This window comes from Antricoccus suffuscus (assembly GCF_003003235.1).
Lineage (GTDB): Bacteria > Actinomycetota > Actinomycetes > Mycobacteriales > Antricoccaceae > Antricoccus > Antricoccus suffuscus.
Genome location: NZ_PVUE01000001.1, coordinates 57,446 through 72,104, shown reverse-complemented (window position 1 = coordinate 72,104; position 14,659 = coordinate 57,446). Strand labels below are relative to the sequence as shown.

The 14,659-nt window shown below is 64.0% G+C and carries 12 protein-coding genes; 4 read left to right on the top strand and 8 right to left on the bottom strand.

The window, feature by feature from the left end:
• Window positions 1–23: 23 nt before the first annotated feature.
• The 4 genes from CLV47_RS00380 to CLV47_RS00365 are packed head-to-tail and all read right to left on the bottom strand — an operon-like array spanning window position 24 to window position 5,104.
• Window positions 24–1,160, bottom strand: a complete 1,137-nt coding sequence (locus tag CLV47_RS00380; protein ID WP_106347020.1) for an acyl-CoA dehydrogenase family protein — start codon at window positions 1,158–1,160, stop codon at window positions 24–26.
• Complete coding sequence (locus CLV47_RS00375; protein ID WP_202862298.1) at window positions 1,153–1,965, bottom strand: enoyl-CoA hydratase/isomerase family protein; 813 nt, start codon at window positions 1,963–1,965, stop codon at window positions 1,153–1,155. The genes CLV47_RS00380 and CLV47_RS00375 overlap by 8 nt, the downstream gene beginning before the upstream one ends.
• Window positions 1,962–3,581, bottom strand: a complete 1,620-nt coding sequence (locus CLV47_RS00370) for an AMP-binding protein (protein WP_202862297.1) — start codon at window positions 3,579–3,581, stop codon at window positions 1,962–1,964. Before CLV47_RS00370 ends, CLV47_RS00375 begins: the two co-directional genes overlap by 4 nt.
• Window positions 3,581–5,104: a class I adenylate-forming enzyme family protein gene (locus CLV47_RS00365; protein ID WP_106347019.1), complete on the bottom strand. Its 1,524-nt coding sequence runs from the start codon at window positions 5,102–5,104 to the stop codon at window positions 3,581–3,583. Before CLV47_RS00365 ends, CLV47_RS00370 begins: the two co-directional genes overlap by 1 nt.
• A gap of 321 nt (window positions 5,105–5,425) precedes the next feature.
• Here CLV47_RS00365 and CLV47_RS00360 point away from each other — a divergent pair, with 321 nt between their 5' ends.
• Window positions 5,426–6,010, top strand: a complete 585-nt coding sequence (locus CLV47_RS00360) for a TetR/AcrR family transcriptional regulator (protein WP_106347018.1) — start codon at window positions 5,426–5,428, stop codon at window positions 6,008–6,010.
• Window positions 6,011–6,279: 269 nt separating this feature from the next.
• On the opposite strand, the gene CLV47_RS00355 is transcribed toward CLV47_RS00360, so the two are convergent.
• The 3 genes from CLV47_RS00355 to CLV47_RS00345 all read right to left on the bottom strand — a co-directional run bounded on the left by CLV47_RS00355 (window position 6,280) and on the right by CLV47_RS00345 (window position 9,596).
• Window positions 6,280–7,536: an ABC transporter substrate-binding protein gene (locus CLV47_RS00355; protein ID WP_106347017.1), complete on the bottom strand. Its 1,257-nt coding sequence runs from the start codon at window positions 7,534–7,536 to the stop codon at window positions 6,280–6,282.
• A 181-nt stretch (window positions 7,537–7,717) separates the two neighbouring features.
• Window positions 7,718–8,599, bottom strand: coding sequence for a LysR substrate-binding domain-containing protein (locus CLV47_RS00350; protein ID WP_170110874.1), 882 nt, complete (start codon window positions 8,597–8,599; stop codon window positions 7,718–7,720).
• 70 nt (window positions 8,600–8,669) lie between these two features.
• Complete coding sequence (locus tag CLV47_RS00345) at window positions 8,670–9,596, bottom strand: LysR family transcriptional regulator (protein WP_106347015.1); 927 nt, start codon at window positions 9,594–9,596, stop codon at window positions 8,670–8,672.
• Window positions 9,597–9,728: 132 nt separating this feature from the next.
• On the opposite strand from CLV47_RS00345, the gene CLV47_RS00340 reads away from it, so the two are divergent.
• The 3 genes from CLV47_RS00340 to CLV47_RS00330 all read left to right on the top strand — a co-directional run bounded on the left by CLV47_RS00340 (window position 9,729) and on the right by CLV47_RS00330 (window position 14,437).
• A complete protein-coding gene (locus CLV47_RS00340) occupies window positions 9,729–11,927 on the top strand; it encodes an acetate--CoA ligase family protein (protein ID WP_106347014.1) in 2,199 nt (732 codons plus the stop codon).
• Window positions 11,924–13,111, top strand: coding sequence for an acyl-CoA dehydrogenase family protein (locus tag CLV47_RS00335; protein WP_106347013.1), 1,188 nt, complete (start codon window positions 11,924–11,926; stop codon window positions 13,109–13,111). Before CLV47_RS00340 ends, CLV47_RS00335 begins: the two co-directional genes overlap by 4 nt.
• A 93-nt stretch (window positions 13,112–13,204) precedes the next feature.
• Window positions 13,205–14,437: an acyl-CoA dehydrogenase family protein gene (locus tag CLV47_RS00330; protein WP_106347012.1), complete on the top strand. Its 1,233-nt coding sequence runs from the start codon at window positions 13,205–13,207 to the stop codon at window positions 14,435–14,437.
• On the opposite strand, the gene CLV47_RS00325 is transcribed toward CLV47_RS00330, so the two are convergent.
• The gene (locus CLV47_RS00325) at window positions 14,432–14,656 is read right to left on the bottom strand and encodes a hypothetical protein (protein WP_106347011.1); all 225 of its coding nucleotides are present in this window, start codon (window positions 14,654–14,656) and stop codon (window positions 14,432–14,434) included. The two genes, CLV47_RS00330 and CLV47_RS00325, sit on opposite strands and share 6 nt — an antisense overlap.
• Window positions 14,657–14,659: the final 3 nt, after the last annotated feature.

Genomic DNA, 14,659 nt, shown 5'->3' with positions numbered 1-14,659 from the left:
CTCCTTCGTGGTGACGGGGTCGGTCAGCGGTCCATAACCTCTGGGCCGATGGCCGCGCGGGCGATGATGAGCTTTTGGATCTGGGGCGTGCCGTCGCCGATCTGGAAGCCGGAGACGTCACGCAGCAGCGCCTGGAGCGGCATCTCCTCCGACCACCCGATGTGTCCGTGGAGGACGACGCACTCCTGGACGGCCTTGAAGCCGACCTGTGGCGCCCACCACTTGAGCATTGCGGCCTCGACCGTGTGCGGCCGGCCGGCGGAGCGCGCATCGAGCGTGGAGTCCGCCAGTGCACGCACCGCCGCGAGGTGGGTGAGGTGTTCGGCGATCGGGAAGGTAACGCCCTGGTAGTGGCTGAGCGGCTTGCCGAAGCTCGTGCGGTTGCGCACGTGCTCGATCGTCAGGTCGATGGCGCGCTGGGCGATGCCCAGTGTCATGTAGGCGATAAGCGTCCGAGTCAGGTCGAACTCCTGCATAATCAGCGCGAAGCCCCGACCGCCCTCCCCCAAACGATGTGAGCCGGGCACGAGGACGCGGTCCATCATGATCGAGCCGCGGCCGACAGCCCGGAAGCCGGGGTCATCGAAACGCTGCCGCGAGATGCCCGGGGCGTCCATCGGCATGACGAAGGCACTGATCCGGCCGGAGTCGCTCTCCCGCGCGACGACGATCGCGACGTCGGCGTCAGGCGCCTGGGTGATCGAGGTCTTCTCCCCCGACAGCTCCCAACCGCCGTCGACGGGCACGGCCTTGGCCGTGAGCCGCTGGGCATCCGACCCCGACCCGGGCTCGGTGAGCGCGATCGCGCACACCGCCCGCCCCTCGACCGTCGAGGCCAGCCAGTCGTCGATGACCTCCGGCGAACCCGTCGTGAGGAACAGTTCGGCCGCGACATTGCTGGCGAAGACCTGGTAGGCGCACGCCGAGTCGGCGTAGGCCACCTCCTCGCAGGCGATCCCTAGTGCCCGCAACCCGGCCCCCTGGCCACCGTGCTGCTCGGGTAGGCACACCCCGAGCAGGCCGTTGTCGCCAAGGACCTTGAGGGTGTCGCGGGGGTAGGACCCCCCCTTCGCCCGCTCGAGGTATCCGTCGAGGAAGGCCTTGCGGGCCAGGGCGCGCACCGTGGCCCGGAAGTCGGACAGCTCGGCGGTGTCATTCATGGTTCGCCTCGGTGGTCGTGAATCGCGGTTCACGCTTCTCGGCGAAGGCCCGCAGGCCCTCGTCCACGTCGCCGCTGTGCAGGTGCTCCGCCGTCGCCAGGAGCTCGAGCCGCATGGCGCTAGGCAGTGGCTGGTCCAGGCCGTCGTCGATGACCTGCTTGAAGAGTCGTAGTGCGCTCGGGCTGCGCCGGGCGATCGCCTGGGACAACTTTTCGACCCGTGGCTCGAGCTCGTCCGGTGGGACGACCTCGACGACCAGACCCATCGACATCGCCTGCTCGGCAGCGAGTAGCTCACCGGTGAAGGCGAGGTACTTGGCACGCGTCGGACCGATCACCCGTGGCAGACGCGCCGCCCCACCGGCACCGGGCAGCAGACCGTAGTTCGTGTGGCCGTCGCCGATCCTCGCCTGCGACGAGGCGATGACGAGGTCGCAGTGCAGTGCGAGTTCCAGGCCACCGGCCATCGTGATGCCGTTGAGTGCGGCGATGGTCGGCTTGGGCAGGGCGGCTACCCGGGCGAAAGTCGCCTGGGCCTGCCGCTCGAAGCCGAGCATCCGGGCCGGATCCAGGGTGTCTCCGGCGCCGAGGACCGCCTTCAGGTCGGCGCCGGCGCAGAAGGCGCGACCGGTCGCGGTGATGACCACGACGCGCACGGCCGGGTCGTCCGCCACCGACCGGGCGTGGACATCCAGCTCGCCGAGCAGGTTCGTGTCGAGCGCATTCATCGCGTCCGGTCGGTTGAGGGTCAGCCAGGTGACAGGTCCTCGATCCTGCCGGGTCACCATCGGCTCCGCGCCGCTCACCGGTCGCGCTCCCCACGTCCGAGCTCACGCAGCTTCTTCTTGTCGATCTTGCCCACGAGTGTCGTGGGCAGTTCATCGATGACATGCACCACCTTGGGCGACTGGTGGGCTCCCTTGGCGTCACGCACGACCTGCTGGATCTCGGCCGCATCGACCTGTGCACCCTCGCGGACGACGACGAAGGCGGTGACGGCCTCGCCCCAGGTGTCGTCGGGCAGCCCGACCACGGCAACGGCGGTCACGTCGGGATGGGTCGCGATCGCGTCCTCGACCTCCTTGGGATAGACGTTGAAACCGCCGGTGATGATCATGTCCTTGGTCCGGTCGACGATGTGCAGATAGCCCTGCGCATCACGCATGGCGACGTCGCCGGTATGCAGCCAGCCATCGCGGAGCGTCTCCCGGGTGAGGTCGGGCAACTTCCAGTAGCCGGTCATCACCGCTCGTGAGCGCACGCACAGTTCTCCCGGGGTCCCGTCCGGCACCTCGTGCCCCTGCTCGTCGATCACCCGGACCGCGGTGCCTATAACGGGACGACCGCACGAGCTGAGCAGTTCTGGACGACCGATGGGGTCGTGCTCCTCGCGGTGCAGGCTCGCGGTCACGCCCACGCACTCGGTCTGTCCGTAGATCTGCACGAGCCTGGGGCCGAATCGCTCGAGCGCCTGGGCCAGCCGGTCCGGGGTGATCGGAGCCGCTCCGTAGAAGAAGGACTCGAGAGTGCTCAGGTCGCCGTCCTCGGGCGTCGTGTGGTCGAGCAACGCGTTGATCATCGTCGGCACGCCGAAGGTGCAGTTGGCCCGCTCCCGCTCGATGGCCGCGACGAAGGACTTCGGCTCGAAGCCCTGCAGGAGAATCACGGTGCCGCCACGAGCAAGGGTCGAGAAGAGCGGGAGTACGCCGGCGTGGGTGATGGGCGGCGCCACGAGATAGCGCGGCGTCTCCGGCATCTGCCAGCTCGTCAGGGCCGCCCGGGCCAGCTCGACCATGGAGCGGTGCGGGAGCATGACGCCCTTCGGCCGGCCGGTGGTGCCGCCCGTGTACTGCAGCCAGGCGAGGTCTTCCTCGCCCGCGGGGCCGGGGACGAGGGGCTTTGCCTCGAAACACTGCATGGCCTCGAAGAGGTCCTCGGTGCCCTCGGCCTCGCCAAAGACGAGGAGGTGGCGCACGGAGCTCGATCGTTCGGCGACCTCGAGACCGACCTTGGCAAACATCGGGTGGACGACGAGCACCTCGATCTCGGCGTCGTCGCAGATCCACACATGGTCATCGACGGCGCCGAGGGGATGCAGGCCGCTGTAGTGAGCACCCAGCGCGTAGGACGCGGCCTGGGTCAACCACACCTCGGGGATGTTGACGCTGAGCGCCCCCACTCCGGAGCCGTACACGATGCCGCGGTCCTCGAGGACCTGCTGGATGCGGCTCATCGACACGGCCGCCTCGGCGTAGGTCATCCTCACGTCACCGAGGACGAAGGCCTCACGCTCGGGATACCTCGCCAAGGCCTCGATGATCAGACGGTCGTAGGTGGTGCCTCGGGCGGCCTCGGTGGCCACCGGAAACTCGTGGTTCGTGGAAGTCATCTCGTACGTCTCCAGAAGTGCATCGTTGGTCATCAGGCGGAGGTGAGGTCCTTGCGGATGACGTGCTTGAGGATCTTGCCTGAGGGGTTGCGCGGGATCTCCCGCACAACGATCTCGCGTGGCAGCTTGTAGTCGGCGACGTACGTCGCCGCGAACTCGCGGATGCCCTCGAGGGTGACCTCACGGCCTTCGTGCGGGGTGACCACGGCGACGATCCGCTCGCCGTACGTGTCGTCGGGGCGACCGACGACGGCCACGTCGGCGACGTCGGGGTGCGCCGCCAGAGCGTTCTCCACCTCCACGGAGTACACATTGCGGCCGCCGGTGATGATCATGTCCTTGAGGCGGTCGACGATCGTCATGTAGCCCTGCTCGTCGACGACCGCGAGGTCACCGCTATGCAGCCACCCGTCGCGGATGGTCGCGGCGGTCGCCTCGGGCTGCTTCCAGTACTCCTTCATCAGCGTCTCGCCCCGATAGACGAGCTCACCGGCGACACCGACCTCGACGTCGTTGCCGTCGAGGTCGACAACGCCGACCTCGCAGTTGGGAAGGGGCCAGCGGCCGGTGGCGTCCGGACGCGCGCGAACCTCGTCCGGTGTGAGGTAGATGCCGGTGGGCCCACCTTCGGTCTGGCCGCAGAGCTGGTAGAAGTCGACGTGCGGCAGGGTCGTGACCAGTTGTTCGACAGCGCTCGGGGGCATCGGGGCGGCGCCGAAGAAGCCGATTCGCCAGGCCGAGAAGTCGCGGTCGGCGAGGGCGGGCAGGCGCAGCATAAGCTGGTACATCGTCGGCACGCCGAGGAAGACGGTGATCCGGTGCCGCTCGATGGCGTCGGCCACAGCAGTGGGCTCGAAGCCTGGCAAGATCACGTGGCTCGCGCCGACCGACATGCCGTTGAGGAGAAGTAGCACCAGCTGCGCGCAGTGATAGAGCGGGGCGACGTGCAGGTGCCGGTCGGCGCCGGTCGTGCCGAGGCTCGCCACCGAGTGACCCACCCAGAGCAGGCGGTGGTGATCGAAGAGTGCGCCCTTGGCCAGCCCGGTCGTGCCAGAGGTGTAGAGGATCATGCAGTCGTCGTCCTCGGCGACCTCGACATCGGGGGCCGTGGTCGGCTGGCCGGTCGCTAGCTCGGGCAGGCTCACCAGACCCATGGGCGCGTCCAGTCCGAGCATCTGCGGGCCGGGGTCGATCGGGTCGCGGTCGGCCAAGCCCTCGACGGCCGACATCATCCCGGCGCCAAGAAGCAGCACGGACGCGCCCGAGTCGGTGAGCAGGTGCCGCAGCTCGTGCGACGTGGCCCGTGGGTTGAGCGGGACGAAGATCGCCCCGAGGCGGAAGGTGGCATACATCGCGATGACAAAGACATCCGAGTTGCCGGACATCAGGGCGACGCGGTCCCCCTTTGTCACGCCGAGAGCGGCCAGGGCGTGGGCGTACTGGTTCACCTCCTCGTCAAGCTGTCGGTAGGTGCGCTCGGTCTCCCCGAAGACCAGTGCGCTCTTCGTGGGGTAGGCGCTGCTGCATCGGGCGAGCTGTCCTGCGAGAGTTGCCATGTCGGGTCATCCTTTGTCTGCGAGGGGTGGAGGTATCAGGCGTCGAAGCCGCCGACGCAGAGGAGCACCTGGCCGCTGATGTAGTCGCTCTCGGGGAGGCAGAGCAGGCGTCGAGTCGCCGCCGCGGACCAGCTCAGGCATCGGTTCTCCTTGGTGGTCACGGCCGCACATGCAGGTAGGCCGACAGAGCGCTGCTTGGTGCATCGATGATGCCTCTCGTCCTCGAGTTGCAATGACTATATGTTTGTATAGCATTCTGGCTTGGATGTACAGGGTCTTGTGACGGGTGCGAGACTTGAGGCTGAACGAAGGGAATGAGCCATGACGGTGGCAGCGCGGCAGCAGGACCTGACGGCGAAGGCTCGCATCCGCAACTCGGCGCTCGAGCTGTTCGCGCTGCTCGGTGAGGAGGGCACCTCGATGCGGCGTATCGCCGCGGATGCCGGGGTAACGGTCGGTCTCATCGTGCACCACTTCGGCACGAAGAACCGTCTGCGCGAGGAGGTCGAGCTGCACGTTGTCGAACAGTTCGCCGAGGCGATCGCGTCGGTGCCGACGGACAGCGCCCCACGCGACGTCGGCCAGCGCCGTGATCGAGCAGTCGCCGAGATGCTCGCGGACCAGCCCCTCGTGGTCACCTACGTGCGCCGTGCGGCACTAGGGCTCAATGGTCCCGACAGCGACCTCATGAGACGGCTGACCCAACTGGCCATCGATGAGACTGCTCGGGCCCGCGCGGCCGGCTTGGTCCCACCGTTCAGGTCCGACGCACACACGGTGATCCGAACGATGACCCGGCAACTGGGTCAGCTGCTGCTCCAGCCGATGATCGACTCGATGTGGGATCAACTCGGCGAGGACCCTGACTCCGCGGACAAGCCGGCCCTGGTGGTGCGGATCGAATGAGCTCGTCACGGTCGGGAAGCGATTGGCCCCAGAGAGCCGAACCCGGGCCGGTGCATCGTTTGCCGTCGTCAACGAGGTGATCATGCACGACGGGCTGGTACGTCGCCGCAAACTGCCGCACGAGTTGACGACCCTCGCGCTGCGCGTCGTACGGGATCCGGTAGCCGTGTAGCGGCTACCGGATCACCTCTCAGGTCTGCCATCATCTGTCCACCCGTGTCCCGGTCCTCGGCGATACAAGTACGCGATCGGTGACACGACCAGCCGGGCTACTTTGACTGGACCTCGTATTTCTTCGCTTCGGTCGATGCGGTCGGCCCGTCAACTACCATTAATCCGCCCTTTGCCGAAGGATCCACCTTCTCGATATACGTCGCGCGCGTCGGGGGCTCGCCCTCGGTGGAGTAGTCCAGCGGTGCGGTCAATCCCTTGGTATCCACTTTGACCTCGTGTGATGCTTTAACCAGACCCGCCCGAGTCATGTCCTTGTTCTTGCACGCCTTCTGAAGGACGGTCTCGAACGCCATCCCGAATACGTAGCCGATGTCTACCTTGTCCATCGGTGGCTCCTGAAATTTCGCGTCGTACGCCGCCGCGATCTTCTGCGCTATCGGGATATCGGAGTTGAACGGCGCGATCGGCGCGGACCGGTAATAGTTGGCCATCGCATCCTTAGCAGGCGTCTGCAGAATCGTGGGCGCGAACGTCGGGTTATTCCCAAGCAGTGGAAGACTACCCAGGCCTTGGGCCGCCATCTGGGTTGCCACGCCACCGGTCTGGCCCGACGCGGTCGTGATTACCACGGCCTTCACGTTTTGACTCTTCAGACTCGTCACCGCTGCGGTCATATCGGTATCCTGAGCGGAAATCTTGGCGCCCACGATAGTCATGTCGTGATCCTTCGCGTAAGCCTTCGAACCGGCCAGGGCGTCATCACCGTACTCGCTCGCGATATAGATATGACCGATCGCGTCGCCGTCCTTGATCAAACCCTGCCCCTGCAAGTAGGCCAGTCCGTTGAGGATCTCGATCGAATACGTGGCACCGACGTTCATAGTCACCGGCACTGCGAGGTTCCCGGCGGCCCAAGACACCGGCAACGACAGCATGCTGTCCGACGTGAGGGAACTTTTCAGCGCCGCGACAATCGGCGAGCCCAGCAACTGCACCATTCCGGCGACGTCGTCTTTCATCGGCCCGTATAACGTGACCGCCTTCTGCGCGTCGTAACCGGTATCACGCACATTGAGCTTGATCTTCCGCCCACACACGCCGCCGTTCGCGTTAAGTTGATCCGCCCACAGCTGGTTCCCCTGAGTGACCGCGATACCGTCGGTCTTGTCGACGCCGGACTGGTCGGTCATCACGCCGAGCGTGATATTCGAGTCCGTGACGCCGTAGTCGGTCTTGACCCCGCCGGCACCGGTCTTCGCCGTCCCGCTGTCGCCGCCCTTGGTACTGCATGCGGCCGCGGCAAGTGTCAATGTGAGCGCCCCGATAACAATGGCACGGTTGACCTTATGCACGATTTACCTCCCTTTCGGCCGAGGGCAAGGCGAATCGGGCATAGAAGACCGTCCGTTGAAGATTGATTGCCTCGGCGAGTTTATTGAGCGAGCCGAGCGTAGAGCGACCGAAACTAGTACGACAAATGTGTAATCTAATGGTTATTAGAATGTTTTACGTCATAATAGGTGCTTCACTGCTCTAGATTTCGTGGTCGAAAAGCGCGAGAAACTGCCGGAGCAGCGGCATCTCATTGTTCCGGCGCCACGCCATCACCACGTCACTGCGTGGCGCCTCACCGGCGATCGGCCGGTACACGGCACCGGTCACATTGATATGCCGACACGACTCCGGTACGAGCGCCACCCCGAAGCCGGCCGCCACCAGTCCAATCACCGTGGACGTCTGCGATACCTCCTGAAGGACGTGCGGCGAGAAGCCGGCGTCGGCACATGCTCGGATGGTCAGCTCATACGTCGTCGACCCCCACCTGCCCGGCAACGTGACGAAATTCTGATCGGCCAGGTCCGCGACCCGGACGGACTCGCAAGCCGTGAGTGGATGATCTGCCGGAAGCGCGACTTCGAGCCGCTCGCGGCGGACCACACGCAACTCCAACTCCGGGACCGGGGCGAGGAGTCGGCCAAACGCGACGTCGAGCTGCCGGGACAGTAGCGCGGCCACCTGCGCGGAGGTGATCAGTTCACCCCGCGCCTCCAACGCGGCGTTCGGGTAGGCCTCCTTGAACCTCTTGGCGACCAACGGGAGCAGCGCGTACGTCGCCGATCCCGTAAACCCGACTCGAAGCTTCCCGGTCAGACCCTGCGCCGCCATCACCGCCGCCTTACGAGCCCGCTCGACTACCTCAATCGCCTCATACGCATGTTCCATGAATGTCCTGCCCGCCTCAGTAAGCCGGACGCTTCGCGTCGTACGCACAAAAAGATCCACACCGAGCTCGGTCTCAAGCTGGCGGATCTGCTGACTCAACGGCGGCTGCTGGATTTGCAGGCGTTGCGCGGCACGGTTGAAATGTAGTTCCTCGGCTACAGCCAGGAAGTAGCGAAGATGACGCAGCTCCATCGCTGGGCCCTCCATCCAGTAGACATGCACAGATCAAGACCCGGAATTTCAACCGTCGTGCGGTAATTCTTCATTCCGATTGATAGCTCAGCGAAGCGGGATCGGTCTGGAGCGGGGTTCCGATTGACCCGTCGATCAGGTCGATCACACGTGCGAGCGTTGGGTTGGTGTTTTCAGCGTGCCAGGCGATAAGCAGCGGAATAGGCGGGATGTCGGGTACCCGTATCAGTTTGACACCAGGAAGCATGAGGTGTGCGGCAGTGCCGAGGATGAAACCGGACCCGACGCCCGATGCGACGAGCAACATGAGAGTGTGCATGTCTGGAGCGATCCGTTTGAGGCGCGCCGTCACTCCGTGCGCGAGGTAGGCGTTGTCGATCGCGACTGCCGCGGCCGACCCCCGATCGTGCGGCACGCTCACAACAGCTTCGTCGGCGATATCTTCGATCGACACCTCGTCGCGATTGGCAAGTCGATGATCCGCCGGGACGGCGAGATACAGCTGGTCTCGGGCCACTTCGAGGACTTGCAAGTCGTGAAGGTCGATCGGCAGTCGAACAAAGCCGCAATCGATGCGGCGACGGCGCAGAAGGTCGACGATCTCGCCGCTGTAGTACGGCCCAACCAGTTCGATGGCAACACCGGGTAGGCGCGTACGTACCCGCTGCGTGAGGTGGATGAGCGCGTGCGAGTTGCCGGGGCCGTTGAACCCGAGATCGATGGATCCGATATCGCCTTGAGCGGCTTGGCGCGCGCGCATCTTCGCCGCCCGCGCCGCGTCGAGAGCGCGGTTGGCCTCGATCAGGAATGCGCTGCCGGCGGCGGTAAGTTCGACCCGACGAGTGTCGCGATCCAACAGGCGCGCGCCGACATCCCTCTCCAGTCGTTTGATCTGTTGGGAAAGCGGTGGTTGTGAGACCTGGAGCCGCTCAGCGGCTTTGCGAAAGCTTAGTTCCTCGGCAACTGCCACGAAGGCCACGAGGTGGCGAAGTTCCACCTACCACTCCCTTCCATTATGTCGCTGATCATACATAGTCGCGCTGCGCTTCAGTATTGGACGCGTGATAATCCACGCCTCTACTCTGGGATGGATCCAATAACGAAGACCATCACTTGAGGGAGCTGGCCGGTGACGCTGGGGACGAATGGCAATCGACAGGGCGCGTCCGACGCGGTGCGAGCAAGTCTTCGCCATCTGCTGTACCCAGGCTCGGTGGCGGTGGTCGGAGCGTCAAATGATCCGCTAAAGATGTCTGGTCGCCCGCTGGACTACCTGAAACGCTTCGGATTTCGCGGTCCGGTGTATCCGATCAACCCAACGCGCACCGAAGTTCAGGGCATCCCCGCTATCGCGCGTATCGCGGGCATCCCCGGCCCCGTTGATCTGGCGATGATTGTGCTCCCGGCCGAAGCCGTTCCTGATGCGATTCGAGAATGTGCGGCAATCGGCATCGACACGGCGATCGTCGCGGCGAGCGGCTTTTCTGAAACCGGCACCGACCTAGGACGACTCACCGAGCAGCGGCTTCGGGCAGCGATTCGGGAGAGCGAGATGACCGTCCTCGGCCCCAACTGCCTTGGCATGATCAGCACCCGAGACCGCGTGACAGCCACATTCACCTCTGCCCTAGATGACCTCGACGAACTCCGGTACGGTCCCACGGCGTTCGTCAGCCAAAGTGGAGCGTTTGGAAGCTTCATTTTTAACGCCGGAACGCGCCATGGCATCGGCTGGAGTCATTACATCGCTACTGGAAATGAGCTCGAGCTTAGTACCGGCGAGATCCTGACAGCACTCGCTCACAGCGACGACGTGCAGATCCTGCTGACCTACCTCGAAGGCGTTTCGAATGGCTCCGAGCTCATCAGCGCGTTCACGACAGCGCGCGAACTCGACAAGCCGATCATCGCGGTCAAGTCGGGCCGATCGCTCGTGGGAGCACGTGCGGCGGCCACGCATACGGCATCGTTGTCTGGCTCGGATCAGATCTTCGACGGGGTCGTTCGTGAACTCGGCGTCGTGCGGGTGAACGGTGTCGAGGAAATGCTCGATGCCGCGAAGATATTCGGCACCGGCGCGCGACCTGCCGGGCGGCGCGTCACCAGTTTCTCGATCTCTGGCGGTTGCGGAGTAGTGATGGCCGATGCAGTAGCCGAACTCGGCCTCACAATGGCCGAGTGGGAGGACGAGTGGTCGGAGCGTCTGGCGGCAATCGAACCCAGACCGGCGTCGGTGCACAATCCCGTCGATCTGGGCGCTCAGATGTACCTGAATCCTCCGATGCTCGAAGCCGGCATGAGAATTGCGCTGGAGCATCCCGGGACTGACCACATTGCTGTCCTACTCGGATGCGGCGAATCGGTCGCGGACGCGCTGATCGAGTCAATCACCCGCGTGCACGCCGATGCGGACAAACTCATCATCGTGGTCTGGACTGGAGGATCTGGACGATCACAACAAATTCTCGACGAACGCGGAATTCCGTGCTTTAGCGATCCGCATCGAGCAGCTGCCGCGCTTGCCCGTCTATGTGACTATTCACAGTGGCGTAGCGCGCCACCACCAACTCGGCCGGACGGGATCGATCAGGTTGGTGTCGCGGCAATTATCGACAAGGCAGTGGCACGGGGGCGCACCCAGCTCAGCGAATGGGAATCCAGCCAGATCATCTCGATGTACGGCATCCCGACTGCGGCAGCTAGAAAGGCTAAGAACGCGGAGGATGCGGCATCGGCAGCGGCCGCGTTTGATGGACCGTTCGCGATCAAGCTGGTTTCGCATCAGCTCGTGCACAAGTCCGACATCGGGGCGGTCGAACTCAACGTGGCCGCCGATGAGGTTCAGGACTCGGCGCGACGGGTGCTGGCGCTCGGCGAGGAACACGGACTGTCAGACGTCGCGGTGCTACTGCAGCCGATGGTGCACGGAGATGTCGAGCTGATCGTCGGGTTCACCAACGACCCGAGTTTCGGACCATCCGTGGTCGTCGGTAGTGGTGGAGTGCTGGTCGAATCAGTGCAAGACAGCTGTGCGGCGCTCGCCCCCATCAGCGGCGAGTACGCCGAATCAATGATTCGCTCACTGAAGGTCGCCGCGGCACTCACCCCGGGACGCGGACGACCTGGCGCTGATCTTCCGGCCTTGGGAGACCTGGTGAGTCGTCTCTCGTGGCTGGCAAACGATTTTGGCGATCGACTGGCCGATGTCGACATCAATCCTGTCCTCGTCGATACCTCCAGCGGCCGAACCTGCGCGGTTGACGCGCTGGCGATTCTCGCGCCGTCCGATGACGCACCCGCCCGCAGATCTAGTGAAAGGGAAGTATGACCACCAACGCAACGACGCTCACCGTAGAACAACTCGAGTTGCGCGAGCGGGCTATTGAGCTCGGGCGTACCGAGTTCGCGCCGTACGCCGCGCAATGGGATGAGACTGCGACCTACCCCGAACGTTCCCTGGCCGTGCTCAAAGAACACGGGTTTATCGGAATGTGCGTATCGGAAGAGTACGGCGGCCAAGGTAAGGGCGTGCTTGAAGCAAGTCTGGCGATCGAGGGAGTCGCGCACGGGTGCATGGCCACGGCGATGATGCTGCAAGGGAATCTCAACGGACCGTCCCGAGTGATCGCCGAGATCGGCACGCCGCAGCAACGCGCGAAGTACCTACCCGGAGTAGCCGACGGATCTCACTCATTCGCTATCGCCATGACCGAGCCGCAAGCCGGTTCTGACGGTCTCGCGCTACAGACGACGCTGACGCCGGTCGACGGAGGTTTTCAACTCTCCGGCGAGAAGTCGCATATCACCAGCGGCGACCACTCTGACACGATCCTGGTCTTCTGTCGCGCTCCCGGCACCGTGGGGCCACGCGGAATCGGCGCGGTTCTCGTTGAGAAAGACGACCCAGGTTTCGAGGTAGTTTCCATCGAGAAGAAGATGGGAAGCCGAGGCATCAACGAGACCGTGCTGCGATTCAGCGACATCTTCATCGACAACGATGACGTCGTTCTGGCGCCAGACCCAGAATCCAACAACGGCGCCGCCTTCCTGGTCAAGCAGTTCAATCCGGAGAGGTGCGGCAATGCCGCAATGACGCTCGGCGTCGCCCAATCGGCCTTCGAGTACGCCGTCGAGTATGCAAAGAACCGCGAGCAATTCGGTCGACCCATTGCCGAGTTCCAGGGAATGCAATGGCGGATTGCCGATATGGCGGTCTCGCTCGATGCCGCAAGATTGATGCTGTGGCGCGCAGCGGGATCGGACGTCGACGGGTTTCCGCCGATTCGAGAAACCGCTATGGCAAAACTGCTCTGTAACGAAACGGCCATCAAGGTCTGCAACGAAGCAATCGGCATGCTCGGTCACAAGGGATACCTCACCGAGCATCCCCTCGAGCGGAACTTCCGCGACGTGCGGGGAATGGCGATCGCGGGCGGGTCCGTCGACATTCTTCGCAACATGATCGGTGCCGAGGTCACCGGTATGCGGATTAGCCAGCGGCGGGCGTCATAACCGGACCGGAGAAAGTAGAGCGCACCGAAGCGCGCTACACGTACGAGGACAAGGGCGCCCGTATGTTCCAACGAAACCAGAGAAGAGACGTACGTGAACTTCGAAATACCCGCTGATACACGAGATATCGCCGACGGTCTGATCAGCTTTATCGATCGATTTGTCGTGCCACTGGAAAACGCACACTCCGACCTACTAGCTACCGAACGCACCCGCACCGACGAGCGCGGAATTCTCGTTCCCGCGGTGCGAGATCTCCAAAGGACGGTGCGCAAAGCCTCCGCCGATGCTGGGTTCTATACTCTGTTCGGCGACCCCTCTCTCGGTGGTGGCGGACTCGGCGAAGGTGCGCTCGCGCATATCCAGGAGCGCCTGAATCACACCTACGGTCCGCCCCGAACACTGATCCACGAGGTCGTCATCCCGTCGGTGTTCACCAACGGCGCGACCCCCCTGCTCCTCGAACTGCAGCCCCATCTGCGCGATCGGCACATCGCAGCGATCGTTTCCGGAGAGTCCACCTTGTGTTTTGGGCTGTCCGAGGCCGGCGCGGGTTCGGACCCGCAGCGCATGAGAACGACCGCCGTCAAGGACGGCGACGAGTGGGTCATCAATGGCTCGAAGCAATGGATCACGAACGCTGCCTACGCCGACTTCTGTATCCTGTTCGCGATAACGGATCCCGAGGCCGCACGGGCGCGACGCGGCGGAATCACAGCATTCTTCGTCGACACCCGATCGGAAGGCTTCGAATGCACCGGCATCATCCCGCTGCTAGGGCAAGCGGGTTCGAACGTGGGAATAGTCAGCATCGACGAACTCCGGGTCCCTGACGACCACATAATCGGTACGCCCAATCGCGGACTAACCCTTGCATTGCTAGGAATAAGCAAGGGACGGCTGTCGATGTCTGGGATGTGCGTCGGGCTCGCACAGTGGGCACTCGACCTCTCGCTCGATTATGCGCAGCAGCGCGAAACGTTCGACGTACCGATCGCCCAGCATCAGATGATTCAAGCCAAGCTTGCAGAAATGGCAATCGACATCTACGCCGCCAAATCCGCCGTCGCCCGGACAGCATGGATGGTCGAATCGGGACAGCCGACCCGTAAGGAGACCTCCATCGTCAAGGCACTCACGACGGAAATGCTTGGCCGGGTCACCGATTCAGCCATTCAGATACATGGGGCGATGGGGCTTACCAACGAACTGCGGATCGAAGAGGCCTGGCGGCTTGCCCGCATCGTGCGCATACCGGACGGAACTGCCGAGATTCAACGACGAGCAATTGCACTGCAACTGCTCCGAGGAGACGCGGCGCTATAGGCACACCACACCATGCGCCGGCGACTTGATGCCCTTACCGGCAGGTTCTTTGAGATCCGGTTCATGGGTAGGAGTTCGGTGAAACACCCATGACTGGGGCGATGTCGCCGGGTCACCATCGGCTCCGCGCCGCTCACCGGCACCGAGGACGAGCAGCGACTCCAGGACATGCTCGGGCAGATCCAGCAGACCGGCTAATGAGCGGCCCGTTCCACCCATCTG